Consider the following 23,347-nt stretch of genomic DNA (forward strand, 5'->3'; position numbering starts at 1 on the left):
ATTATGATAATTTTTTTAATATGAGTTTAGAAATATATTGGAAAAAAGCACTAGAGCAAACTCGATTATCAATTGATGATAAATCATTATATCCTCTTAAAACTGATATTATTACAAGAGATTTATATGAAAAAGACGACTTCATAATTAGAAAACTCGATACTTCAAAATTTAATAAAAAAAAAATTTATGGACCTAAGCAGAATCCATTTTGTCCTTGGGAAAAGATACTAGAAATCGATAAAATTGGTGATAATCATCAACTAATATTAAATAAGTACCCTGTACAAAAAGGTCATATTTTACTAATTACAAATGAATGGAAACCTCAAAATGGATGGTTAGATATTAAAGATTGGAGAGCGATCCAACAAGTTAATAAGGATACTAGTGGATTATGGTTTTTCAATAGTTCTCCAATTGCGGGTGCAAGTCAACCTCACAGGCATTTTCAACTTCTGCGTAGATCTAGAGGTGAGATATCATGCCCTAGAGAAAAGTGGTTTTTAGAAATGAACTCATATCAAGATTTAAATAGTAAGCTTAAAAAAAATATTATTGTATCCAAATTTAATTTTTTAGATAATTCATCATCTCTTTTTGAATTTTATTTAGAGTTATGCAAGAAATTAGGACTTGGAGACCCTATTAGTGATAAGAAACCGATATATCCTTACAATATTTTAATAACTAATAAATGGATCGCCATTATAAAGAGAAAAAATGATCATATTCATGGTTTCAGTATTAACGGTTTAGGTTTTGCAGGATATCTATTAGTAACTGAAAAATCAAATATTAATTATTTAAAGAAATTTGGACCTGAAAAACTTCTTGAAAGTTTTGTTTGAATACTAGTTATTTACTTCAACTTCTTTATCTCTGCTTATTTGGCTTTCTAGGACTTCTATAGATGCTGTTACAGAGGCAATTTTACGTTCAAGTGAATCCTTAAAATAATTGAGCATTTCTAATTTCTTATGTTGATAAAAACTCTTTTTTTCTTTAGATGATTTGAAATAACAGTTAAACATTTTTATTTTTATTATAAAAAGATACTTAATTGACTTGTGACATGAAAATAAATTGGTTTTAATTTAAAAACAATATTCCGTATGGACTTTAAATTTTTTTTGAATAAAATTAAATAAAATCCTTCCTATTCAAGAAATATTATTGAATATTCCAGAAAATTCAAATACAAAAAGAATTTCAATTGATTTACCTGAGGAACTAATTTCCAGGTTTGATCAATTACGAAAAGAATGGGGATTTAGAGCTAGAGGACCTGTAATAGAAAAGATACTTAAAGAACTTCTTCAAGAAGATGATTTACTACCTAAGAACCAACAGCAAGAAATAGACTTTAACGAGAAGAAGAATAATGAAAATTTAAATATTGATGAAGATACTGCATTGGTATTAATTAAATCAGACGTAAAAAAAGAAGTTAATGAGATATCTTTGAATAAAAGATTTACAAGTAACAAACAATATAAAGAAAAATCCAACTCAGACATAAGCCTTCCCAATTTTGTTGAAAAAAAAGTAAAGAATCTAAGAAGAAGTATTAATAGTGAAAAATTAAAGGAAAATATTAATGATATTCAAATTAATACAATTAAAGAAACTGAATTAATAAAATGTCGAATTGAATTAATTAGTCATTGGAAAAACTTGTATGGATCAGCTCCTAATGATCATGTAGTAGAGGCTTCGATGGATTGGTTTGGAAGGGATATATGGCCAAATCTCGATGGAACTGAAAATCTACCCTTTACGTGGAGTGCAGCCAATAAATTAATGTCTGAATTATGTCCATTTTGGATAAAGAAAAATCCATCCCTTGAGATTGTGTTATTAATGATTGGCGTTTTAGAAGACCCTTTTGCTACATCAGATTTATTTAATAGGATACCAACTCTTGTGAGAAGGTTTGTAAGTAGATTTAAACGAAATAACAGATCAAATTCATTTGAAACTTTGGACTCAACAATGACAGTACATGGAGCACTTAAATTATTGAATTTATCAACATCCGCAGGATCAGCTCATACGTTCCGTAAAATTAGGGAGGCCTATAAATCAATAGCCTTAGAGACACATCCGGATGCTGGAGGATCAACAGATCAAATGAGAAAATTGAATGAAGCGTATCAATTGCTAAAAAATCTATATAGAAATTAATATACTAATTCTTAAATAAGACTAAGTATAAGTCTAATTAATAGTCTCATATAAGATAATTGTTAAGTTTAAAATTTCTGATATTCATCAATTATTATTTTTTAAATTTATGGAAAAATAATAATGTATAAATGAAAATTAAAAAAAAATTACTTTTAAAAAAAATTCCTTTTCTAGTACTTCTTACATAAGACTAATTATGAGTCCAGTAAATAGTCTTATAATAGATAAGCAAGATTAAATAATTTATTAATTTATTGAATGATACCCAAACTGCTTAATGCCTGGTAAAAACTTAAAATTGAATAATAAATCAATAAACTATGTCCTTTTAATGTCCAAGAAATTAATAAAAGCCGAAAAGTACTGTTATATGGACCTTTTATATCTTCCCGTACTGCCTTAAAGACAGTACTACTTGCTTTGTAGCTTTTGAATGGCGGTTTGTTTATTAATACTGGGCACATCATTTAAACCGTTTGCATCAAACCAAGGTGCACTAGCCCAGTCAAACCCTTCTCCAAAAGTGTTGTCAGGTGCGGCTATATACCAATGGCATGAAGCATCAGGAACATCAACAGAACATTTTGACCAATCATTTGACCACTGGGGAACCTGCACCCACAGCACTGAAGATATCAATAGAGATAATAAATTAATCATGAACTTTATAATACATTATTAATGAGTTTTGTATGAGTATTACTTATTACATATGAGAATCATACATAGACTCATATATAGTCTTAAATAAGACTTTCAATACATTTAATTTCTCAATTTTGTGTTAAAACTTTTTTCAACTTTAGAAATGATGCTTGAGTGTATGGATTTAATATCTGAGTCTAATAATGTTTTATCTTTACCTCTATAAGATAATCTAAATGTATAGCTTATATAATCATCCCCAAGTTTAATATCCTCAAAAGCATCGATTAAACATACATCCTCTAAAAGATTTTTTCCTGTTTTTCTTATTTGTGAAGTTATATCGCTAATTAAAAATTTCTTACTGAAAATAAAATTTATATCCCTCTCCATTTTCGGAACAGTTGGGTATTGCTTAAATATTGGAATCCATTTATGTTTTCTTGTACTAGCTCCCAAGAGTTTAGCTACATTTATACTAAATAAATAAACTTTTTTTAATGACTTCTTATTTAGTATTAATTTGGGATGGATTTCACCAAAATAACCTGCATCATTACCTTCAATAATTAATTTTGCTGTTCTTCCGGGATGAAGAAAATCTATTGAATCATTAGGTTTATCATCAATTTTTATATTCAAACAAGCTAAAGCTTCCTCTAACTTTCCTCTAGCCTGATAATAATTAAGATCATTATCATTACCCGTATTCATCCATTTTCCAAATTTTCTATTGCCATAAATTACTCCATTCAGTACTTCTTCTTGAATGAAATCAGTATTCTTATGAAAAACATTTCCAATTTCAAATATAAAACAACTTGTTTGTCCAGCTTTTATATTACGGTTTACAATCTCCAAATGTTCATTCCAGATATTATCTCTTAGGCAGCTAGTTTCTAATAACAAAGGATTAGAAATCTTTATAAGTGTTTCTTTATCTTCTGGAACAAGAGAGTAGCTAAGTACCTCGTTAAAACCATTTTGTGTAAAACCATTTTTTACTTTTCTCAATGCCAACTGTTCTGAAGACAATTTTCCAGGCTTAATAGGATTAGGAAGGTTCAAGTCGAATCTGTCGTAACCTATTAATCTCGCAATTTCTTCAATTAAATCTATCTCTCTTATTAAATCTTGTGATCTATTAGGAATCACAGCTACATCCCAGCCATATTCTTTACTCTTTAAAGTACAACCTATGAGTGTTAATTTATCAACTATTTCAGTATCAGATAGATTTCTTTTTTCAAATTGATCGTTAATGATTAATGGACCAAGAATTTTATGTATTCGAGTTCTCCTTAATTTAATAAAAATATCATCATCATTTATTAAATTCGAAGTATTGATGATTGGTAAATTGATAGAAAAATATTCTTCTAAAAGATTAATTGCTCTAATAACTGCACTTATGGTATTTTTTGATGAAATCCCTTTTTCATATCTGCTGCTTGATTCTGTTCTAATGCCAATCGCCTTTGAAGATTTTCTTATAGTAACTGGATTAAAAACGGCGCCTTCAAGGTAAATAGAAGAAGTAGTATTGGTTACAGAAGTCTCTAAACCACCTATAACCCCGGCAATAGCAATAGCTTTATCGCAACAAGTAATTATTGTAATATCTTCATTTAATTCATATTTTTTACCATCTAAACATACAAGATTTTCGTTATTCCTAGCTTTTCTTACTGAGAAGTCCTCTGGAGAAACTTCCCTGCCAATTAAGTTAGATAGTTTTTCTTTGTCAAACGCATGCAAAGGTTGTCCTTGTTCTAAAAGAATGTAGTTTGTTAAATCAACTAGAAGATTAATCGACTTTATACCTGATTTTTCTATGCGGTCTATAAGCCATTTTGGCGATAGTTTATCTCCATTTACTCCATCAATGCAGCTTATTGTATAAATACAATCAGATTTTATTGCCTCTGGGCAAAGCTTCATTCCCTTAAGTAAATGAATATTATATTTATGGTTTAATTCTGGAAAATTTAATGTGGATTCTAAAAGGGCAGAAATTTCGCGGGCTATACCTATAACCGACATTCCGTCAGGTCTATTAGCTGTAATGGCTAAATCATATATAAAATCATTTAATTGAAGCAACTCAGACCCTGGTGTGCCTAATTCATGTTTTAAGGCTAAATCTTCATCAATGATCTCTATCCCTTCGCTAGAGTCTTCTAATCCTAGTTCCTGCAGAGAGCATATCATTCCTTCACTCATGACACCTCTAATTTCACTTCTTTTGATAGTTAAATCTACTGCATTTAATTTCGCACCGACTGTAGCAACATAAACATAAATATTTGGCTTGATGTTTCGCGCACCGCAAATAATTTGTAAATTCTTTGAAGAACCAATATCAACTTGGCAAATAGAGAGTTTGTCAGATCCTTCGTGTTTTAAAACAGATAAAACCTTACCTAAAACAACACCATTTACATTTTCTGAACAATCTTCTAACGATTCAACCTCAAATCCCCCAATAGATAATTTCTCAGAAAGATCATCAGGAGTAGAAGTAATTTCTACTAAATTTTTCAACCAATTTTGAGAAACTTTCATTTATATTTTTAATCAATGATAATAAAAGAAGTAAGTATATCTTCAAAAAAGTTTGTTGAAGATGTACAATAGAAAATTATACAATAAAGTATTAATTAAAATGGCCAAAAAAGGGACAAGAGTTGTAGTTACCCTGGAATGTACTGAAGCTAGGACAAGCACAGATCCTAAGAGATCAAATGGTGTCTCGAGATATACAACTGAAAAGAATCGTAGAAATACAACTGAAAGATTAGAACTAAAAAAGTTTAATCCTCATTTAAACAGAATGACAATTCACAAAGAAATAAAGTAATCAAATCAAATTAAATCATGCCTAATTCAATTTTTAAAAAACAATTATCACCTATCAAACCTGGGGATCCTATTGACTATAAGGATGTAGAACTCCTAAAAAAATTTATAACTGAAAGGGGCAAAATTCTTCCAAGAAGGATGACTGGTTTAACCTCTAAGCAACAAAGAGATCTTACATTAGCTGTAAAAAGAGCCAGAATTGTAGCTCTTTTACCCTTCGTAAATCCTGAAGGATAATTTCATACTTAATATAGTCTGCACTATTGTTGATTTCTCAAATATTTGAAAGATTTAACTAATTTAAAAACATACATTATTGACTCTGATGATCCACATGAGGTTGATGACGCAATTTCTTTAGAAATAATAGAAGGAAATATAAAAAATTTATGGATACACATAAGTAATCCATGCAAACTCTTTTTACATGACTCAAATATTGATTTAGAAGCAAGAAGGAGAAATAGCAGTTTATATTTAATTGATCAATATATCCCCATGCTACCTAAAGATATACTTGAAAAAGCTAATCTAGCTCAAAACAAAACTTCAGAAACTATTAGTGCAGCAATAGAATTTAATGACGATGGATCAATAAATAATTATGAGATAATTGAAGCATTAATAAAACCAAAATATCAATTAACATATGAAGATGTAAATGAAATATTAGAATTAGAACCTAAAGAAGAAATTGAATTAATTGAGATAAAAAATTTATTAGAAAAAAGTATTTCATTCAGAAAGAAAAAAGGAGCGATTATTATTGATAGTCCTAATAGTAAAATCAAATTATATAATGATAAAGTTATACTTAATAAATTAGAGAAATCAATACCTCAAATTATAGTTGCAGAATCAATGATATTAATGGGTTATGTAACAAGTTTATTTTTAAATAAAAATAATTTAGCGGCTGCATTTAGGATTCAGAAATTAAATTGTAATCCATCTGAAATATTGTATAAATACAATGATAGTGAAATTAAATATATAATATTAAAACAACATATGGGGAAAAGTAATATAACAACTAAGCCCGGAATCCATGAGTCATTAGGACTTAAAATGTATGTACAATCTACTTCCCCATTGAGGAGATATCTTGATTTAATTATACAAAGACAAGTATATAATAAAATTAATAATTTCGAACCACTTAGTATAGACTCAGTCTCAAGAATTATTGACTATTCAAAGAATAGACAAATAGAAAACAACAATCTCTTTAAAAATGATAAGTTTAAGTATTTAACATTATTTTTTAAGAATGAAAATAAACCTTTTTATAAAATAATATTTGTTAAGTGGATTAATCACAAAAGAAATATAGCTTTAGTTTTTTTTCCAGAATATTCATTGGAAACACTTATTACTCTTTATGTATCAATAGAAATATATAGTAATAAAGTATATAAAGTAAAACATATTATAAATGATAATAATCTTATAGAATTTATTTATTAATTAAAAAATTAATAAAGTATACCTTTATAAGATTAAAAAAAATTCTGTTAATATTAATAAAAAAGCTTTATGAGTTTTATCATTACTACCCCTTTATATTATGTAAATGATAAACCTCATTTAGGAAGTGTATACACAACAATAATTTGTGACTCGATAGCTAGGTATAAAAGGCTCATAGGTGAAGATGTTATTTTCATCACAGGTGTTGATGAACATGGTTTAAAAATACAAAGAACGGCATATGAAAAGGGTATTGAGCCAAAAGCGCATTGCGATGAAATCTCAGAAATTTTTAATACTAATTGGAAAAATTGGGATATATCTTTCGATAGATTTATAAGGACATCTTCAAAAAATCATGAGTTAGTTGTTAATGAATTTTATGAAAGAGTAAAAGCATCTGATGATATCTATATGGGAGTGCAAAAAGGTTGGTATTGTGTCGGTTGTGAAGAATTTAAAGATAATCCAGAAAACTCATCATCATACAAGTGTCCCATACATCAAAAAAATCTAGAATGGAAAAATGAAGAGAATCTATTTTTTAGACTTTCGAAATATCAAAAAGAAATTGAGAAGATAATCAACGAACCATCTTTTATAGAACCTATAGAAAGAAGGAATGAAATTATAAATTTTGTTTCTAGAGGTTTAAAGGATTTTTCAATTTCAAGAACAAATGTCTCATGGGGAATACCTGTTCCTGGCCACGACAATCACACCTTCTACGTATGGTTTGATGCTTTACTTGGATATGTTAGTGCTATTAGTTCTGATGCAACAGATCATTCATTGGAAAAATCAATTAATGGAGGATGGCCAGCAGATATTCATTTAATAGGTAAAGATATACTAAGGTTTCATGCCGTCTACTGGCCTGCGATGCTCATTTCTGCAGGGATGAGTGTTCCTAAAAAAGTTTTAGGTCATGGATTTTTAACCAGAGAAGGACAAAAGATGGGTAAAAGCATAGGAAATGTACTTGACCCTGACCTTTTGATCTCTAAGTATGGAAATGATCCTGTAAGGTGGTATTTAATTAAAGATATATCACTAGGTAATGATGGAGATTTTCAAGACAAAAGATTTGTTGACATTATCAATAATGATCTAGCTAATACAATCGGTAATTTACTAAATAGAACATTATCTATGTCCAGAAAATGGTTTGATAATAAAGTTCCACATAATAAAAAAATATCAAGTGAAAATAATTTAGAAAATTTTGCTAAAGATACAGTTGATAACTATATTAATAAATTTGATACCTACAAATTAGATCAAGCAGCAAATGAAGTTCTCAACTTTGCAATTAAAACAAATTTGTATTTAAACGATAATCAACCATGGTTGTTAGTAAAACAGGAAGATAATTTGCCTTTTGTTGAAGAAATCATTTACAACGTATTAGAGAGTACCCGAATAATAGGATTATTATTACAACCTTTATTACCGGAACTATCTTCAAAAATAAATGAACAACTTGGTACCACATATAAAAAGGAAGTACCTTGGGAACAACAACTAAAATGGGGGTTATTAATTAGTAATTCAAACTTACCTAAACCTACTCCAATAATTAATAAACTTGAGTATGAGTAATTTATATAGATTAATAATCTTCGTTCCAATTCTTATTATTGGATGTACACCTAGTTCATTTGAAGAAAATAAAATCATACAAAAAATAGATAGTTTAGATATGAATATTTTTTCTAAGAAAGGTGAAAAAATATATTCTATAACTAGTCCATATTCAAGCTACGATAAAAATGAATTAAAATTCCAATTAAAAAAAACTACAATAAATATTTTTAGCGGAGAACAAACAAAGTATATAATTAGTTCAGATGAATCTACATTGTCAAACAATAATAAAATTTTAAAATTAACAGGAAATGTAAAATTAAAAAATTTTAAGGGAGACGAAGATTTTTTATACGCAGATAATTTTATTTGGAATATAGAGGAGAATAACTATTTGTTAGAGGGAAATATAAGATTTGAGAATAAAAGTATTATCTTAAATTCAGGAAAAGCCATTTTGGGCTCTGATAACATAATCGAATTTTTCAAACCCGTAAAATATATAATTAAAGATGATAATAATGAGAATAAATATGAAATAAACTCAGAAAATGCTTATTACAATCTAAATACAGAATCCGTACGTTTTAAAGCAAAGGATAAAAGAGTACGATCAATAATTTATTTCTAAAAATTATTTTTTGAGAAAATATTATTAATTTTCTTTGACCAATTATTTATCCATTTTTCATCAGACTTAGTAAAACATTTTGAACTCCAACCTCCTATCAAAATAAATGCATTACTATTTATTGGCACAACCAAAACAGATGGTATATTTGGACAAAAATCAAAAAACTCATCTCTACCTGGATAAAATTTAGTATTAGCTAATGATATTAATTTCATATCTTTTACAGACCTCAAACAAGTTTCTCCCGGTTTAAACTCACTACTTGAAGTAATTCCTCTTCTTAGTATATTTACTCCATTATTGTGAATTAATATTGTAGCGGCTGCCGTAGAAGTTAATATAGTTTCAGATCCCCATGCAAGTTCATCAATAACTTCGTCAGGAATGTTTTTTTCGAAGATAAACTTATTTTCACCCTTAAGTTCAGCCTTCTCACCAGCCAATGGTTCAAATTGTTTAAATAAGAAACCTATTAAGATAATAATTAATGAAGATATTGCAGCAATTACCTGTGCTCGTTCAAGTTCGGGAGTAATTGACTCAATAGAGAAGAAATTTGCTATTTGAAAAATAAAGAGTGTGAATCCGATTAATATTAATGATTTTCCATTGAAGCCCATTTACAAAAAAGTCTTAACTCTACATGAACTATTAGATTATTATATTGATTAGAAACTTTAATGTTACTCAAACATATTGTTTTTAATATATAATTAATCAAAACCTAATAAAATGAAAAAATACATTAATAAATATCTTTTATCTTTTTTAATTACTGGATTAATATTTATCGTAATTCCCACAACTACATACGCATCAAATATCAATAACATAAACAAATTATTTGTCGTAGCACAACAAAAGACTATTATTAACTACGAAAAAAGTCAGCCCTCTTCTATTGATAACCCAGTAGTTGATCCGAATTTTAACGTCATGAGGGCCAGTGATACAGAAAGTTCTACCGCTACTTACATAGTTATTGGCTTATTAATCGCAGCTACAATAATACCCTTAGCAACATGGTGGTACTTCTCTAAATAAAAGAGAATTTATGAATACCAATGGTTTGAATAATAGGAGTAAACAATCTCATATTATTTTTATTACTGGAGGAACAAAGAGCGGTAAGAGTGAATTTGCAGAATATTTAGCTAAGGAGGTTAAAAACATGTCATATGTTGCATTATCAAAAAAAAATACCGAAGATAAAGATTGGCGGGAAAAAATTAAATTACATAGAAAAAGAAGGCCAAATGATTGGAAATTAATAGAGACAACAGATTTATTGAATACACTTAGAAAAGAACAAGACCCTTTATTAATAGACTCAATTGGTGGATTTGTTATGGAAAATATTAACAGAGACAATAGTGAATGGTTAAGAAAGATGAACTTACTAATAAATCAATTAAATAAAAGAAAAAGTCTAACATTTATTGTTGGAGAACAAGTTGGTTGGAGTTTAGTCTCAGAATATAAGATTGGGAATACATACATTGAAAGAATAGGAGAGCTACAAAAGAAAATAACCAAAATATCAAAAGATAATTGGCTTGCAATCAACGGCAGAGCAATCAAAATAGATGAAATAAGTTTAGAAATACCTACTTAAAATTGGAAGTTGCTCTTTTTGAACCTAGAATCCCTCAAAACACAGGCAACATCGCGAGAACATGTGCTGCTTTTAATATTTCTTTAAATCTAATAGAGCCCTTAGGTTTTAAAATTGAAGATAAATATTTAAAAAGAGCAGGTTTAGATTATTGGCCTCTAGTTGAAGTTAATAGATATGAAAATTATGAAAATTTTAAGAAGTCAAAACCAACAAAAAGAATAATTTCCTTTAGTAAAAAAAATGGAATATATTTGAACGATTTTAAATTTAAAGTAGATGACATTTTGCTATTTGGGAGAGAAGATTCAGGATTACCAGAAAACATTATTGATAAGAGCGATGCTTTGATATCAATATTCATGCCTAATCTAAATGCTGAATCCAATAAAAAGAAAGGAGTTCGGAGTTTAAATCTCTCTGTAGCATGTGGTATAGCAGTATATGAGGCACACAAACAAATAAATTTTCAAAATGCCAATTAATTACAAACAATGTCTTACAATATTTGCATGTCTCGGTAGCTCAGCTGGTTAGAGCGGCGGATTCATAGCCCGCAGGTCGCGTGTTCAAGTCACGCTCGAGACATTTCCTAATACTCTACTATGAATTTTATTTAGATAGTTTTTAAAAATCCATTTCTAGCACAATAACAATGATGTACAATTCACCTAGTACGGTCTTAGAGTCAAAGAAGGAAAAAGTTAAATATCCAGAGGCACGGATAATAGTTCTTGATGATAGTTTTAATACATTTCAACACGTAGCAAATTGTCTTCTAAGAATTATCCCTAAAATGAGTGAAAAAAAGGCTTGGGATCTAACCATCAAAGTGGACAAAACAGGTTCAGCAGAAGTATGGAGGGGTAATCTTGAACAAGCAGAGTTATATCATGAACAACTAGTTTGCATGGGATTAACGATGGCTCCCATAGAAAAAACATAAAAATTTTAAAATTTTTTATTTTATTGGCATCAAAGATTGTTGTTTCATTTATTTACTACTTTTCCTCCATACTGTCTAACAATTTTATCTAACAAAATACGAATATCTTTATTTTTAAGTTTCTCTAATTGTTGCAAATTTTCCAAAAGATCACATATTTTACTCTTTGTTCCCTCATTTAATTCAGATACTGACATTATTAGAAAAATATTTTAGCTTCAATTTTAAATCAAAATATATTTACATCTTTATTGTATTAATTTTTTTTTATTGCTATTTTTTTTATGCGGGCTAAGGTTCATTTCTCCACGAGGATTTAGTCCGCTTAATTTTAAGAATAATTAATAACAAAAAAATAGAGCCTATAGGTGTGACACTATCATTCAAGAATATTCTTGTTTTGCTTAATAACTTTCTTGAAGTACTTATACTCAATATATTCATGCATTATTTTGATATCGTCGATGAAGGATTTTCTATTTACATTATATATTTCACTATTACTAGTCTTTTTATTATTTTTGGATAATGGTTCATTCTCAAAATAATCATTGAAAAAAATCTGTTCATTACTGTTCTTAGGAGATAAAGCATCGCTTAGTACTCCTCTAGATCTCAACGCCTCTTCAACTAAAATACCTGTAACTTTTGACTGACTAAATTCATTAGCTCTACATAATTTATCAATGATTTCGTGAACCTCTTCACTCGGCAAAAACCCAATTCTTTTTCTCTGAGAGGGCATAATAATTTAAATTTAGTGTGACACTTGCACATTATAAGTGTTGCACTATATTTGATTTAAGTCAACTTATTTTTTATGTATGTTTTAGTATTACCTGCAGGTTTTTTTCTATGGTTTTTAGCTTACAAAACAAAGCCCATAATAAATGATGAAGTAACACTACATTGGGAAGAGAAAAACATAAATAAGAGAAACAAACTTTTGAATATACTTAAGGAAAGTTTTTAAAATCAACTCTCAACAAACTTTGACCATTCTTTGTGCTTGTAATCTAAATCTGAGATTAATTGTTTTTGATAAGTATATTTGAGCTGATTTTCGTTAAGAGATGTTTTGGGAATAATCATCTCATTTGAGTAAAAATTTGGAGAGTTGAATTTAACAAATTTTTTGTTGATATCCATAAATTGAAATGATCTATTATTTTTTATATGTTTTAAAAACCTTTAGTCTTATTATTTTTATATTTTTTTTATATTTACTTAATATGTTTTTTAGTAAGTTTGTAAATATTATGATTTAAATAATTAAAACAAGTTATATTAAAGTAAATCTATAACTTATTATGAATTTAAAGGAGAGAGGAATAACTGTTGGAGATTTGCTAATCATATTGATAATACTTCTTACCACTACAACAATAGTTAAAACTTTCAACAAGGATAAAAAAACAACCTTACAGTCAAGTTATCAGCATAAAATTTTCTTATTAAAAACCAATTAAGCAACGTATTCATAGAATACTAAATTTCAAGTTTCAAATAATAAACCTAGAGAACTTATTATCTATTTATTTATTAATTAGTGAATCTTAAATTTATTCACAATAAATGTTATTTAACTATAAAATATTTTATTGCTAGGAATAAATTAATAACTTGAATTTTCCCATCTCATATTATCTTTTAAATCACTAATATCATTAGATAGAGAAGCTAAATTCACCATTTGAAGAATTTGTTTTTTATTTAGTCTTTCAATTGCAATAAGTTCGTTAAGCATTTTTAAAACACATTTATCGTTAATATTCATCCTTAAGGAAAAAATCACAGTAAAAATTAATGAGCTAAGTCTATCTTAGGTATTTGAAAATAACTCTTAAAAATTTTTTTTGTTTAATACTTCATATAAAAAAGAAGTTTTTAAGTATTAAATTATGATCTTTTTCAAATCAGTTGGAACATGAAACTCACTTTTTTATAAATTCGTTTAGTGTAGTGTAAAAAATGAAAAAAGAATCTAAAAATGAATTTCTAAATAGAGATGAAGTGAATGAGATGATTGAATCAGCTATAAGAAGACATAATAGAAGATCCACAATAATTTCAAGTGTTCTTGGCTGGATCCTTATAGGAGGGTATTCATTTGGACTTTTTCAAGCAGTGCAAAGCGTCTAATCAAGCTCTTCTACAGGATAGAACAAGCTCCATGATAGATTAATACTAGAAATCGTATTCATTATGAGGGAATATATTGAGGCAAACCTTATAGTAATTAGAAAATATTTAAAAAAACGTAAAAAGGTAATATCAAAATTAAATAATGCTTCGATTATTGAAGAATTCAAAGAGTGGAGCATTGATCCAATACCTGAAACGGAATCAATTTGGACTCTACCTGATTTAACTAGCAATGAAAGGCTAAAAAATTTTTGTCGCTCAATTAAAAAAGAAATAAGATAAGTTTTTAACCTCCAAGTTGAATATGGTTTATCTTTAAGTAAAAATAACCCGCAAATCCCGCAATATTTAATATTACAACGAAAATCCAAGCTCCAATTGGCTGATTAGAATCCAACTTTTTTATTTTAATTTTATCCTTTAGCCTTTCGATATATTTTGCCATAATTAATGTTATTTAAAAGAATAATATTAATTATAAAGAGTTGAATTTAAAGGAACCTTAAATTAAAAAAAATTTCTTTTAATTTGATTTTTTACTATCAATCCTATTAATGGGATATTTAATTAACTCTTTCTTGAGATTTTTTAAAAGTTTATTATGATTCAAAATAGTAAATTTTTTAGTAAAGGAATAATGCCATTTCATTGAATTAAAAAAAAACTTGCTAATTTATTATTATTAAAATTATAATGCTTATTACGGTCATAAAGACCATACATAATATAAAACAAGGACAAATTTTTCATGAGCTTAAGAGTTGGCCAAGAAGCACCAGATTTTAGTGCTACAGCAGTATATGATCAAGAGTTTAAGGAGATTACACTTTCAGGTCTAAAAGGTAAATGGGTTGTTTTATTCTTCTACCCATTAGACTTTACGTTTGTATGTCCTACTGAAATCACTGCATTTAGTGATAGATATCAAGATTTCTCATCACTAAATACAGAAATCCTTGGTGTATCAGTTGATAGTAAACACTGTCATTTAGCTTGGATACAGACTCCAAGAAATGAAGGTGGAATAGGTGATATTAATTATCCATTAGTATCTGACTTAAAAAGAGAAATTTGCCAGGCATACAATGTTCTTAACGATGATGGCGAGGCAGATAGAGGTTTATTCCTTATTAATCCTGAAGGAATAGTTATGCACACGACTGTGAACAAAGCTCCTGTTGGCAGAAATGTTGATGAAACACTTAGAATCCTACAAGGTTATCAATACGTTGCGGCAAACCCAGATGAAGTATGTCCAGCAAACTGGACCCCAGGAGAGAAAACAATGTTAGAGGACCCCAAAGGTAGTAAGGAATATTTTTCTGCTCTATAGAAGAAATACTAACTTTTAAGTAAGTATCGAGTAGTAAATTATTATAAAGAAATAGAAAATAAACATATTCAGTAATGGGATAATATCACTTTTTTGAGGTATTCGAACTATCCAATCGCTTAAATTAGTTCTATACGATAAAAAAGACCACGTAAAATAAAAAACCTCTGTAACTATTAAAATAAAAACATTAATTAAATTAATATTATTTAAACCAAAATATCTATAATTATGAAACTGATCATCAATACCAATATTATTAATTTGAAGATACCAAATGTAAAAAGAAATCAAGAAAAAGTTTCCTAATATTAATTTTTTAAAAAAAATCCTAAATATTTTGAAATTCAATAAGATAGCGATTAAAAAAACTAATATACTCAACTGAAATACATTGGGTTGAATTAAATTGAATTCTTCGAGAAATAAATTAAATACAAAATCAACATTTACATACATATAAGAAATTATTAAATACGAGAGAAAAGTCAAATTTATTAAAACTAAGTACAATAATAATTTCCCTTTAATAGGATTTTTACTATAAATTTTATTCTTATTAAATTTATAATATGTATAATTATTTAAAGAGTTCAAACATATTAGAAATGGACATATAGTACCGCTCAAATAGTAAAGAATTGAATAAAAAGTAATATTATTAGTATTGAATAAATATAAATTGGACCATTGTTTTTGCACAAATGGAAGAATAAGCAAAAATGAAAGTGTAACTAGTAAGCCTGTAGAATCTTTTTTAATTATCAAGAATAATATTTAATTTTTTATTTAAATTAAAGCAATTAAATCAAATTTTCAACAATTTAGATGTTATTGATTTAAAAACTTGATTATCTATAGTTTCTAGGTTTAAAAGCATATCAACTAATTTATCAAGTAAAACTCTATTTTTTTTCAATATTTCTATTGAATTATTTAATGAAATCTTAGAAATCTTTATGATTTCATTATCTATTCTAGAACTAGTGTTTTCAGCTATGAGAGGCTTTCTTCTAAATAATCCATCTCCCAAAAAAATTTCATTATTATCAGAGTCCATTGAAATCGGACCAATAATTGAAAAACCATATTTTGTAACCATTTCTCTTACGATGTTCGTCGAATAGGAAATATCATTTATGGAACATTGCGTAATTTCACTTTCTCCAAAAACTATCGTTTCGGCTGCCCTTCCAGCTAGAGCAATTTCAATTTTTGAAATTAATAATTTTTTTGAAATCAATCCACTAGCAATTACATCTTCGTCAGGGCATATTTTTGTATATCCTCCTAGAGATCCAGATCTAGGTAAAATTGTAATTTTATCAACTGATTCAATTCCATTTCTCACGGCAGATACGATAGCTCTACCAACTTCGTTATAAGCAATAATTTTCTTCATATTTGGAGAAGTTATTAATGAGCTTCTTAGGCCAATGGTAATTTTATCAAGAGCATTTTCTATATGAACATCACTGATTAATTTAGATTCATCTCTTGCACAGTGAATAGCACTCTCGTTCATCAAATTTGCAAGATCGGCCCCTGAAAATCCAACAGTTCTAGAAGCCCAATATCCTAAGTCAACTTCGCGTGAAAGTGGTTTTGAGAGTGAGTGAACAGAAAGAATTTTTTTTCTTCCATTTAAATCTGGAAGCATTACTTCTATTTTTCTATCAAATCTTCCTGGCCTTAATAATGCTGTATCCAAAATATCTGGTCTATTTGTTGCAGCTAAAACAATAATCCCGGAATTATCAGCAAAACCATCTAATTCTGTAAGAAGCTGATTAAGGGTTTGTTCTCTTTCATCATTTCCACCTCCGATCCCAGAGCCTCTTTGCCTACCAATAGAATCAATTTCATCGATGAAAATTATACAAGGCGATTTTTCCTTAGCCTTAGAAAATAGATCCCGAACTCGGCTTGCACCAACACCAACAAAAAGTTCTACAAACTCTGAAGCCGATATTGAGAGAAAAGGCACTCCTGATTCCCCAGCAATTGCTTTAGCCAATAATGTTTTACCTGTTCCTGGTGGCCCAATTAGAAGAACTCCCTTAGGAACTTTTGCTCCAAGATTTTCAAATTTCTTTGGTTCTTTCAAAAATGTTATTACCTCTTTTAATTCCTCAGCGGCTTCAGGGACACCAGCTACATCATCGAATCTAGTTTCTACATCATCAATGGTTACAAATTTAGCTTGATTTTTAGTAAAACCAAAAGCTCTAGAAGCCAATTTTGATGTACTCCTCAAGATTAAGATTATAGCTAATATGAAAATCAGGAAAAGACTTATTGAAGCAAATGAATTAGCAGCTGAGGCTTCTTTTCTACTGTTATTAATAGAGAGAGCTACCTTATTTTCAGTAGCCTTTTCAAGAATTAATTGATCATTGAAAAGGATAGGTATTTTAAATTTATCACCATTTTTGTACAGAACATCAATTTCTCTCTGCCTAGGATAGAAAAATATTGATTCTATTTTCCCTGTCTCAATATCTTCTAGAAGATCCGAATAACTTGATTTAGAATCTGAATATGAGAATTTTGATCTAAACACTAATCTTTATAAGTGATTAATAAAGCATATATGCTTATTTAAAAAATTGACGTATATAAACAAAATATACTCAAAAGTTTTGGAGATAACCAGTTAAAGGTTATATTATTATATGGAAATAAAGAAACAGAATGGCTGTACCAAAGAAGAAAAAATCAAAGAGCAAAAGGAACCAAAGGCATGCTGTCTGGAAAGGGAAAGCAGCAATAGCAGCTCAAAAGGCTTTATCTTTAGGTAAATCAGTTTTAACTGGTAAAGCTCAAGGTTTTGTTTATCCTATTGATGAAGAAGAAGAAGAAGAATAGCTTTTAAGATCCCAATTTAAATGCCTCAAGGATAATGGCATAAATTGCCCCAATTCTTAATTTATCAACTACGGACCATAGATAATAAAATTTTGAACTTGCAGAAGGTTTAATTCTTATAATAATTTCAATAAGAACAATAATTATTGGTACCATAATTAACTCGTTTTTACCTTCAGATATGAATTTTGTGAGAAAATTTGCGAACAAGAAATAACCTGTCAAAACAGAAATCAGACTAATAGATTTTGACCTCCAAGTATCACTTAGAAAACCAAAAAATAACTTATTTAATTGGTAGGTAATTCTTGAGTAATTAGTTTTTTGCATCACTAACAGTCATTAAATAATCACTTAGGAAGTTATGGTCAACATATGATTTTTTTAGTTTAGGGCCTTTAATAACGTTTGCCATATTATTCTCATCACCAAGACTGTCTAAAATACAATCTAATTTAATATCTTCCTCAAGAACAATTGGGATATTTGAAGGAACAAAAATTGTCGGTAAGTTAGCTGCTAAGGAAGATTTCAATCCTGGATTAGAGTCTTCAAAAACTATTGAGTTTTTTTCTTCTATACCACTTAATTTAATTGCCTTTAAATAAGGTAATGGATTAGGTTTCTTTAATTTAACGTCCTCACTTGAAATAATGAACTCAAAGGGATTGAAGTCATTAAATAGGTATTCAAGAAGTAAATCAACTTGCTTTCTTGAACTTGAAGTAACTATAAATTGTCTTACTTTTTTTCTATGTAATTCGTTTATTAATCTAAAAACTCCAGTTTTAAATTTAACGGAATTTTCTTTTATTATTTCTAGGTAATGGTACTGTTTTTTTTCATGAATTTTGATAATTAAATCTTTAGAAAAGTAATCATTATTTGATTCAGAGTAGTAAGCAATCCTATTTTTGCCGCCATTTATTCTTAAAAGCTCTATGTATTTATTTGAATCCCAATGCCAATTAATCCCAAGATCCCTAAAGGCATTATTAAAAGCGGGCAAATGAGCCTCTAATTCAGTATTTGCAATAGTACCATCTAAATCCCAATAAACACCCTCAAGAGAAGTCACCAAAAAGAAATTCTTTTATTTACGGTAAAATACAAGAGCTATTATTGCTGGTCCAGCTAGCGCAACTACAGCTAAAGGAATAAGTGTTGCCATGATTAATGAATATGTTTTGTGATACTATTTTTACAAATAAATGATTGAACTGTACTGATACGTTACAAGATTGAATTAAATTATGAAATCATGGACATGTATAGAAAATTGTGGAGCTTGTTGTAAATTCGACTTGAACGAAAGAAGCGATTTGACTGACAAACTTAGCAAACAAGATATCGCCTTGATAAATTCAATGAAGGCTAAAGACGGCTGGTGTAAAAATTTAGACAGAAAAAATAAAAAATGCTTAATTTATGAAACGAGACCACACTTTTGCCGAGTCAATGAATTTTCAATAACATTTAAAGGATATTTAAAATCTGGCGATAAGTTCCTAATAGATTGCTGTAAACAACATATTTCATCAAATTATGGATGCCAGAGTAAAGAAATGAAAACTTTTAAAATGGCTGTTTCAGGAAAATGAATATCAAGTTAGAAAAAAAAGAAAATAATTTAGAAAAAAGTTTCTTATCCATATTTATAACGACTTTTACAACAATTTTTATTGCTGAACTTGGCGATAAAACCCAGATTGCTACATTAATGCTTTCTGCTGAATCAGGAAAGCCAATAATTGTTTTTCTTGGAAGTTCTCTAGCTCTAATAAGCTCTAGTGTAGTAGGAGTCCTTATTGGCAAATGGTTATCAAAGAAAATATCTCCCAGCAAATTTAATTTATCTGCTGGTGCCTTAATGATAATAATAAGTTTATTTCTGGCCTTTGATACTCTCAAGAATTATTTATAAATGGTTTTAAGTTTATTACTATCAACATTTCTAACAGTTTTTATAGCTGAATTAGGTGACAAAACCCAGCTAGCCACATTAACCATAAGCGGAACTTCAAAGAAACCATTAGCAGTTTTTTTAGGATCTTCTTCTGCTCTAGTTTTTGCTAGTTTACTCGGAGCTTTAACAGGAGGTTCTTTTTCAAGTTTTTTACCCGAAGTAGTCCTTAAATCAATAGCCTCAATAACATTTTTCATTATTGGCATTAGGCTTTTTATAAGCTCATTCACTATCGATGAAGAAGAAAAAGAAGGTAAAGAAAATAATTAGTTTTAACCTTGGATAAAAGGTGTAATAATGGAGTAAATACATTATCAATGAATTTATAATTTCATAAATAACCATGTTCACGACGTCCTCAATAATTGATAATTTGAATGAATCAGTGGGATTAGAATATAAAAAATTATGCAGATCACTAAAAATAACAAAGAAATCGGATAAGGATAAACTAGATATCGCCTTAACAGCTCTAGAAAGACTTGAAATAATAAATAAAAATGAAAAAAATGAATATACCTGTGTAAAAAATAACAATCATATTGTCGCCAAAATAAGGTGTAGTAGTAAAGGCTACTGCTTTGCGGTAAGAGAAAAAAACAAAGAAGATATCTATATTAAAGAAAATCTACTTAATTACGCATGGAATGGAGATAAAGTTTTAGTTAGAATAATAAAAGAGGGTTACAGGAGAAGATCACCGGAGGGGATAGTTGATTGTATACTTGAAAGATCAAATCAAATACTTCTTTCTAAAGTTGAAATAATAAACAATGATGTTTACGCTATTCCCATCGATGACAGGATTCTTTCAAAAATAAAACTTCCAAAAGAAGATAAAAAATATATCTATAAACCAGAAAATAAAAATATAGTTAAAGTTGTGATTGATATATTTCCCATTGGCCAGGATGAAGGATTTGGTCATGTAATAGAAGAACTAAGTCTAAATAAAAATGAGGAATTTGATACTGAATTTGTTTTATCGAAAAGCAACATAAAAAAATTAAATAATAATAATATTGAAATAAAGAAGATAGAAAGAAGAGAAAGAATAGACTTATCAGATAAAAACTCTTATTTGTTCAAAGCTTGGAAAGCTGATAATTCGCCAATGCTACCAATGATCCAAATAGAGCATGAAAAAGATGGCAAAACAAAGTTATGGGTACATACAAATAATCTTGCAGAAAGAGTGGAACTAAATAGTAAAAAATCTATAGAAACATTACTTAATGGCTTTGAATCATTCCCCTTATTGGATAGTTGGCAAAATTACCTTGGTGATCCTCTTAGGTATGCTACACAATTTAAATTAGGAGAAAAGAATGAAGCAGTTAGTCTCTGCTTCTACTTAAATAGTGACAATGAGATAACTGAATGGTCATTTCATCTTACTTATGTAAAGTGCTCTCTTATTGTTGGCAGTGAACATACTGATGCTCTTCTTTCCAGAAAAAGTAGAACTAGAATTACATCAAGATTATTAAAACCACTTAAAGAATATATTGAAGATTTAGATAAGATCTTGGAAATTTCAACATCATTTAGACAAAGACATCTCTTGGAAGGTAAAGTCGAAATACCTTCACCTCTAAATAAAATAAAAATATTAGAGGAATTTTTTATTCATAACCCAGCTGAATATTCAAAAGGATATTTTGAACCTCTAATAAAAGAAGATTGTCAAACATACCTTTCACCAATACTGTATGAAGGGAATTTAGCATGGTTCAAACATTCAAATCAATATGGATTAAATAGCGCGGGGTACATTTCGAAGGAGTTAGACTACATAAACGCAAACGAAATTATTAAATATTCAGAATTCCTTGGCAATGATATAGAACTAAACGAAGATGGTAATTTATCACTTAGTCAAATAATTAAGTTATGTGATGACGATGAAAAGAAAAGAACATTACATAAACTTTTAATTAATGAATTTAAAGAAAATGAAGTAAGCCTAATTTATAAAAATCCAGATATTGAGGAATTAGATCAATTATTTATTACACCATGGGTAATGCCAGGTTATGACTTCATTAACCTTATTAATCAATATTGTATTTTTAATATGATAATAAATGGCAAGAAGTCAAAGAAAAATAATATTAATGAAATAAATATAATGAAAAGCAACTCATGGGATTCAGTAAATTGGGATATATTTAATTCATCAACTTCAAAAAATATAGATAAGCTATTTGATAAATTTGTAATAGATAAATTTAATGAATATAAAAATAAAATTAATCAATATAAATCGAATATGATGAGTATAAAAAAAGTGAGAAAAGCAGAGATGTTAATAGGTAATACTTATATCGGATTTATTTTATCAGTACAAAGTTATGGTTTCTTTGTTGATATAATAGATTTAAATGTTGAAGGTTTAGTTCATGTAAGTACACTTAATAATGATTGGTATGAATATAGATCTAAGCAAAATATGTTGATTGGAAGAAAATCAAAGAAATCATATAAAGTTGGAGATAAAATAGAAATTAAAATAATTAAGGTAGATATTCTTAAATATCAAGTTGATTTAGAACTAACATAAACTAACTATGAAATGTCTTACAAATAAAAATAAGATTACCCTGTTAATATGTTAATTAAAAAAAAATACTTATTATTAACATTTATTTTAATAATAATTTTTCAAGCGTTAATTTATACAAATAATAATCAGAGCACATCATTTAGATATTTAAAATGGACACTACGAGAAGTAAGTATAGGTAAGTTAATCAGTATTTCATTTTTCTCTGGTTTATTTATTAGTTCATTACTAAATAGAGCAAATATTAGTTATGAAAAAAATAATATAGAAAATATAAATGAAAGTTATGAACCATTAAATGATGAAATAGATAAGAAATCTAATGTTGAGATCCCCCCACAAAGGGATATCAGAGAAGCGCAACCAACAATATCAGTCAATTATAGAGTGATCAAAAATACCGAGGGCGATAACCTGGAAAGTGAAGAATATTACTCAAACAAAACTACTAAAAATGACGACTGGGACAATAGTGAAAATGATTGGTAGAAAAACAGATAAATTAAATTATAAAAAAAAT

Annotated in this window: 33 protein-coding genes and 1 tRNA gene; 21 read left to right on the plus strand and 13 right to left on the minus strand. The window is 28.2% G+C overall.

The genetic code is table 11. The features are described from left to right. The first annotated feature begins 20 nt into the window (after positions 1-20). The gene (locus JJ847_07165; protein MBO6960664.1) at positions 21-851 is read left to right on the plus strand and encodes an ATP adenylyltransferase; all 831 of its coding nucleotides are present in this window, start codon (positions 21-23) and stop codon (positions 849-851) included. Between the two features lie 3 nt (positions 852-854). Here the strand turns inward: JJ847_07165 and JJ847_07170 are convergent, their stop codons facing one another. After that, positions 855-1,034, minus strand: coding sequence for a hypothetical protein (locus JJ847_07170; GenBank protein ID MBO6960665.1), 180 nt, complete (start codon positions 1,032-1,034; stop codon positions 855-857). Between the two features lie 142 nt (positions 1,035-1,176). On the opposite strand from JJ847_07170, the gene JJ847_07175 reads away from it, so the two are divergent. Then, the gene (locus JJ847_07175; protein MBO6960666.1) at positions 1,177-2,187 is read left to right on the plus strand and encodes a molecular chaperone DnaJ; all 1,011 of its coding nucleotides are present in this window, start codon (positions 1,177-1,179) and stop codon (positions 2,185-2,187) included. 414 nt (positions 2,188-2,601) lie between these two features. Here JJ847_07175 and JJ847_07180 read toward each other — a convergent pair whose 3' ends face one another. Continuing rightward, complete coding sequence (locus JJ847_07180; GenBank protein ID MBO6960667.1) at positions 2,602-2,850, minus strand: hypothetical protein; 249 nt, start codon at positions 2,848-2,850, stop codon at positions 2,602-2,604. A 105-nt stretch (positions 2,851-2,955) separates the two neighbouring features. Next, entirely contained in the window at positions 2,956-5,400 is a 2,445-nt protein-coding gene (locus JJ847_07185) for a phenylalanine--tRNA ligase subunit beta (protein MBO6960668.1), read from the minus strand. Positions 5,401-5,500: 100 nt separating this feature from the next. On the opposite strand from JJ847_07185, the gene rpmG reads away from it, so the two are divergent. The 5 genes from rpmG to lptC all read left to right on the plus strand — a co-directional run bounded on the left by rpmG (position 5,501) and on the right by lptC (position 9,385). Further along, complete coding sequence (gene rpmG / locus JJ847_07190) at positions 5,501-5,695, plus strand: 50S ribosomal protein L33 (GenBank protein MBO6960669.1); 195 nt, start codon at positions 5,501-5,503, stop codon at positions 5,693-5,695. A 17-nt stretch (positions 5,696-5,712) separates the two neighbouring features. Beyond that, a complete protein-coding gene (locus JJ847_07195) occupies positions 5,713-5,934 on the plus strand; it encodes a 30S ribosomal protein S18 (protein ID MBO6960670.1) in 222 nt (73 codons plus the stop codon). Between the two features lie 45 nt (positions 5,935-5,979). After that, positions 5,980-7,164, plus strand: coding sequence for an RNB domain-containing ribonuclease (locus tag JJ847_07200; GenBank protein MBO6960671.1), 1,185 nt, complete (start codon positions 5,980-5,982; stop codon positions 7,162-7,164). A 69-nt stretch (positions 7,165-7,233) separates the two neighbouring features. Beyond that, a complete protein-coding gene (locus JJ847_07205) occupies positions 7,234-8,769 on the plus strand; it encodes a methionine--tRNA ligase (GenBank protein MBO6960672.1) in 1,536 nt (511 codons plus the stop codon). Positions 8,770-8,803: 34 nt separating this feature from the next. Then, positions 8,804-9,385: an LPS export ABC transporter periplasmic protein LptC gene (gene lptC, locus JJ847_07210; GenBank protein ID MBO6960673.1), complete on the plus strand. Its 582-nt coding sequence runs from the start codon at positions 8,804-8,806 to the stop codon at positions 9,383-9,385. On the opposite strand, the gene JJ847_07215 is transcribed toward lptC, so the two are convergent. Beyond that, positions 9,382-10,008 carry a cofactor assembly of complex C subunit B gene (locus JJ847_07215; protein ID MBO6960674.1) on the minus strand — a complete coding sequence of 209 codons (627 nt, stop codon included), beginning with the start codon at positions 10,006-10,008 and terminating at the stop codon, positions 9,382-9,384. The two genes, lptC and JJ847_07215, sit on opposite strands and share 4 nt — an antisense overlap. Before the next feature lie 112 nt (positions 10,009-10,120). Between JJ847_07215 and JJ847_07220 the strand changes: the two genes are divergently transcribed. From JJ847_07220 to clpS, 5 genes are all read left to right on the plus strand, one after another. Then, the gene (locus JJ847_07220) at positions 10,121-10,432 is read left to right on the plus strand and encodes a fusion glycoprotein F0 (protein MBO6960675.1); all 312 of its coding nucleotides are present in this window, start codon (positions 10,121-10,123) and stop codon (positions 10,430-10,432) included. 10 nt (positions 10,433-10,442) lie between these two features. After that, the gene (locus JJ847_07225) at positions 10,443-11,003 is read left to right on the plus strand and encodes a bifunctional adenosylcobinamide kinase/adenosylcobinamide-phosphate guanylyltransferase (protein ID MBO6960676.1); all 561 of its coding nucleotides are present in this window, start codon (positions 10,443-10,445) and stop codon (positions 11,001-11,003) included. Between the two features lie 2 nt (positions 11,004-11,005). Then, the gene (locus JJ847_07230) at positions 11,006-11,488 is read left to right on the plus strand and encodes a tRNA (cytidine(34)-2'-O)-methyltransferase (protein MBO6960677.1); all 483 of its coding nucleotides are present in this window, start codon (positions 11,006-11,008) and stop codon (positions 11,486-11,488) included. A gap of 29 nt (positions 11,489-11,517) precedes the next feature. Further along, positions 11,518-11,591, plus strand: a tRNA-Met gene (locus JJ847_07235). 70 nt (positions 11,592-11,661) lie between these two features. Continuing rightward, positions 11,662-11,949, plus strand: a complete 288-nt coding sequence (clpS, locus tag JJ847_07240; protein MBO6960678.1) for an ATP-dependent Clp protease adapter ClpS — start codon at positions 11,662-11,664, stop codon at positions 11,947-11,949. Between the two features lie 44 nt (positions 11,950-11,993). On the opposite strand, the gene JJ847_07245 is transcribed toward clpS, so the two are convergent. The 4 genes from JJ847_07245 to JJ847_07260 all read right to left on the minus strand — a co-directional run bounded on the left by JJ847_07245 (position 11,994) and on the right by JJ847_07260 (position 13,726). Further along, complete coding sequence (locus JJ847_07245) at positions 11,994-12,146, minus strand: hypothetical protein (GenBank protein MBO6960679.1); 153 nt, start codon at positions 12,144-12,146, stop codon at positions 11,994-11,996. A gap of 182 nt (positions 12,147-12,328) precedes the next feature. After that, complete coding sequence (locus JJ847_07250) at positions 12,329-12,694, minus strand: hypothetical protein (protein MBO6960680.1); 366 nt, start codon at positions 12,692-12,694, stop codon at positions 12,329-12,331. 230 nt (positions 12,695-12,924) lie between these two features. After that, entirely contained in the window at positions 12,925-13,098 is a 174-nt protein-coding gene (locus tag JJ847_07255; GenBank protein MBO6960681.1) for a hypothetical protein, read from the minus strand. Between the two features lie 466 nt (positions 13,099-13,564). Continuing rightward, positions 13,565-13,726 (minus strand): hypothetical protein, encoded by a 162-nt coding sequence (locus JJ847_07260; GenBank protein ID MBO6960682.1) that lies wholly within the window; start codon positions 13,724-13,726, stop codon positions 13,565-13,567. 194 nt (positions 13,727-13,920) lie between these two features. Between JJ847_07260 and JJ847_07265 the strand changes: the two genes are divergently transcribed. Together JJ847_07265 and JJ847_07270 are read left to right on the plus strand one after the other, a co-directional pair. Further along, positions 13,921-14,091 carry a hypothetical protein gene (locus JJ847_07265; GenBank protein ID MBO6960683.1) on the plus strand — a complete coding sequence of 57 codons (171 nt, stop codon included), beginning with the start codon at positions 13,921-13,923 and terminating at the stop codon, positions 14,089-14,091. A 63-nt stretch (positions 14,092-14,154) separates the two neighbouring features. Continuing rightward, positions 14,155-14,376: a hypothetical protein gene (locus tag JJ847_07270; protein MBO6960684.1), complete on the plus strand. Its 222-nt coding sequence runs from the start codon at positions 14,155-14,157 to the stop codon at positions 14,374-14,376. A 4-nt stretch (positions 14,377-14,380) separates the two neighbouring features. Here JJ847_07270 and JJ847_07275 read toward each other — a convergent pair whose 3' ends face one another. Further along, on the minus strand, positions 14,381-14,539 hold the full coding sequence (locus JJ847_07275; GenBank protein MBO6960685.1) for a hypothetical protein: 159 nt from the start codon (positions 14,537-14,539) through the stop codon (positions 14,381-14,383). A 303-nt stretch (positions 14,540-14,842) separates the two neighbouring features. On the opposite strand from JJ847_07275, the gene JJ847_07280 reads away from it, so the two are divergent. Beyond that, positions 14,843-15,427, plus strand: coding sequence for a peroxiredoxin (locus JJ847_07280; GenBank protein ID MBO6960686.1), 585 nt, complete (start codon positions 14,843-14,845; stop codon positions 15,425-15,427). An 808-nt stretch (positions 15,428-16,235) separates the two neighbouring features. On the opposite strand, the gene ftsH is transcribed toward JJ847_07280, so the two are convergent. Further along, positions 16,236-17,990, minus strand: coding sequence for an ATP-dependent zinc metalloprotease FtsH (gene ftsH / locus JJ847_07285; protein ID MBO6960687.1), 1,755 nt, complete (start codon positions 17,988-17,990; stop codon positions 16,236-16,238). A 131-nt stretch (positions 17,991-18,121) separates the two neighbouring features. Between ftsH and JJ847_07290 the strand changes: the two genes are divergently transcribed. Next, complete coding sequence (locus JJ847_07290; protein ID MBO6960688.1) at positions 18,122-18,295, plus strand: 50S ribosomal protein L32; 174 nt, start codon at positions 18,122-18,124, stop codon at positions 18,293-18,295. A 3-nt stretch (positions 18,296-18,298) separates the two neighbouring features. Here the strand turns inward: JJ847_07290 and JJ847_07295 are convergent, their stop codons facing one another. The 3 genes from JJ847_07295 to JJ847_07305 are packed head-to-tail and all read right to left on the minus strand — an operon-like array spanning position 18,299 to position 19,466. After that, on the minus strand, positions 18,299-18,625 hold the full coding sequence (locus JJ847_07295) for a DUF565 domain-containing protein (GenBank protein ID MBO6960689.1): 327 nt from the start codon (positions 18,623-18,625) through the stop codon (positions 18,299-18,301). Continuing rightward, positions 18,612-19,373: an HAD-IA family hydrolase gene (locus tag JJ847_07300; GenBank protein ID MBO6960690.1), complete on the minus strand. Its 762-nt coding sequence runs from the start codon at positions 19,371-19,373 to the stop codon at positions 18,612-18,614. The genes JJ847_07295 and JJ847_07300 overlap by 14 nt, the downstream gene beginning before the upstream one ends. A 15-nt stretch (positions 19,374-19,388) precedes the next feature. After that, positions 19,389-19,466, minus strand: a complete 78-nt coding sequence (locus JJ847_07305) for a photosystem II reaction center protein Ycf12 (protein ID MBO6960691.1) — start codon at positions 19,464-19,466, stop codon at positions 19,389-19,391. Between the two features lie 82 nt (positions 19,467-19,548). Here JJ847_07305 and JJ847_07310 point away from each other — a divergent pair, with 82 nt between their 5' ends. The 5 genes from JJ847_07310 (at position 19,549) to JJ847_07330 (ending at position 23,316) form a co-directional block, all read left to right on the plus strand. Further along, positions 19,549-19,896: a YkgJ family cysteine cluster protein gene (locus tag JJ847_07310; protein MBO6960692.1), complete on the plus strand. Its 348-nt coding sequence runs from the start codon at positions 19,549-19,551 to the stop codon at positions 19,894-19,896. Continuing rightward, positions 19,893-20,219 (plus strand): TMEM165/GDT1 family protein, encoded by a 327-nt coding sequence (locus tag JJ847_07315; protein MBO6960693.1) that lies wholly within the window; start codon positions 19,893-19,895, stop codon positions 20,217-20,219. The genes JJ847_07310 and JJ847_07315 overlap by 4 nt, the downstream gene beginning before the upstream one ends. Then, a complete protein-coding gene (locus JJ847_07320) occupies positions 20,220-20,531 on the plus strand; it encodes a TMEM165/GDT1 family protein (protein ID MBO6960694.1) in 312 nt (103 codons plus the stop codon). Between the two features lie 73 nt (positions 20,532-20,604). Further along, the gene (locus JJ847_07325; GenBank protein ID MBO6960695.1) at positions 20,605-22,824 is read left to right on the plus strand and encodes an RNB domain-containing ribonuclease; all 2,220 of its coding nucleotides are present in this window, start codon (positions 20,605-20,607) and stop codon (positions 22,822-22,824) included. A 48-nt stretch (positions 22,825-22,872) separates the two neighbouring features. Further along, positions 22,873-23,316 (plus strand): LapA family protein, encoded by a 444-nt coding sequence (locus JJ847_07330; protein MBO6960696.1) that lies wholly within the window; start codon positions 22,873-22,875, stop codon positions 23,314-23,316. The last annotated feature ends 31 nt before the right edge of the window (positions 23,317-23,347 follow it).

Source organism: Prochlorococcus marinus CUG1438 (assembly GCA_017644325.1).
Taxonomy (GTDB): Bacteria; Cyanobacteriota; Cyanobacteriia; order PCC-6307; family Cyanobiaceae; genus Prochlorococcus_A; species Prochlorococcus_A marinus_AA.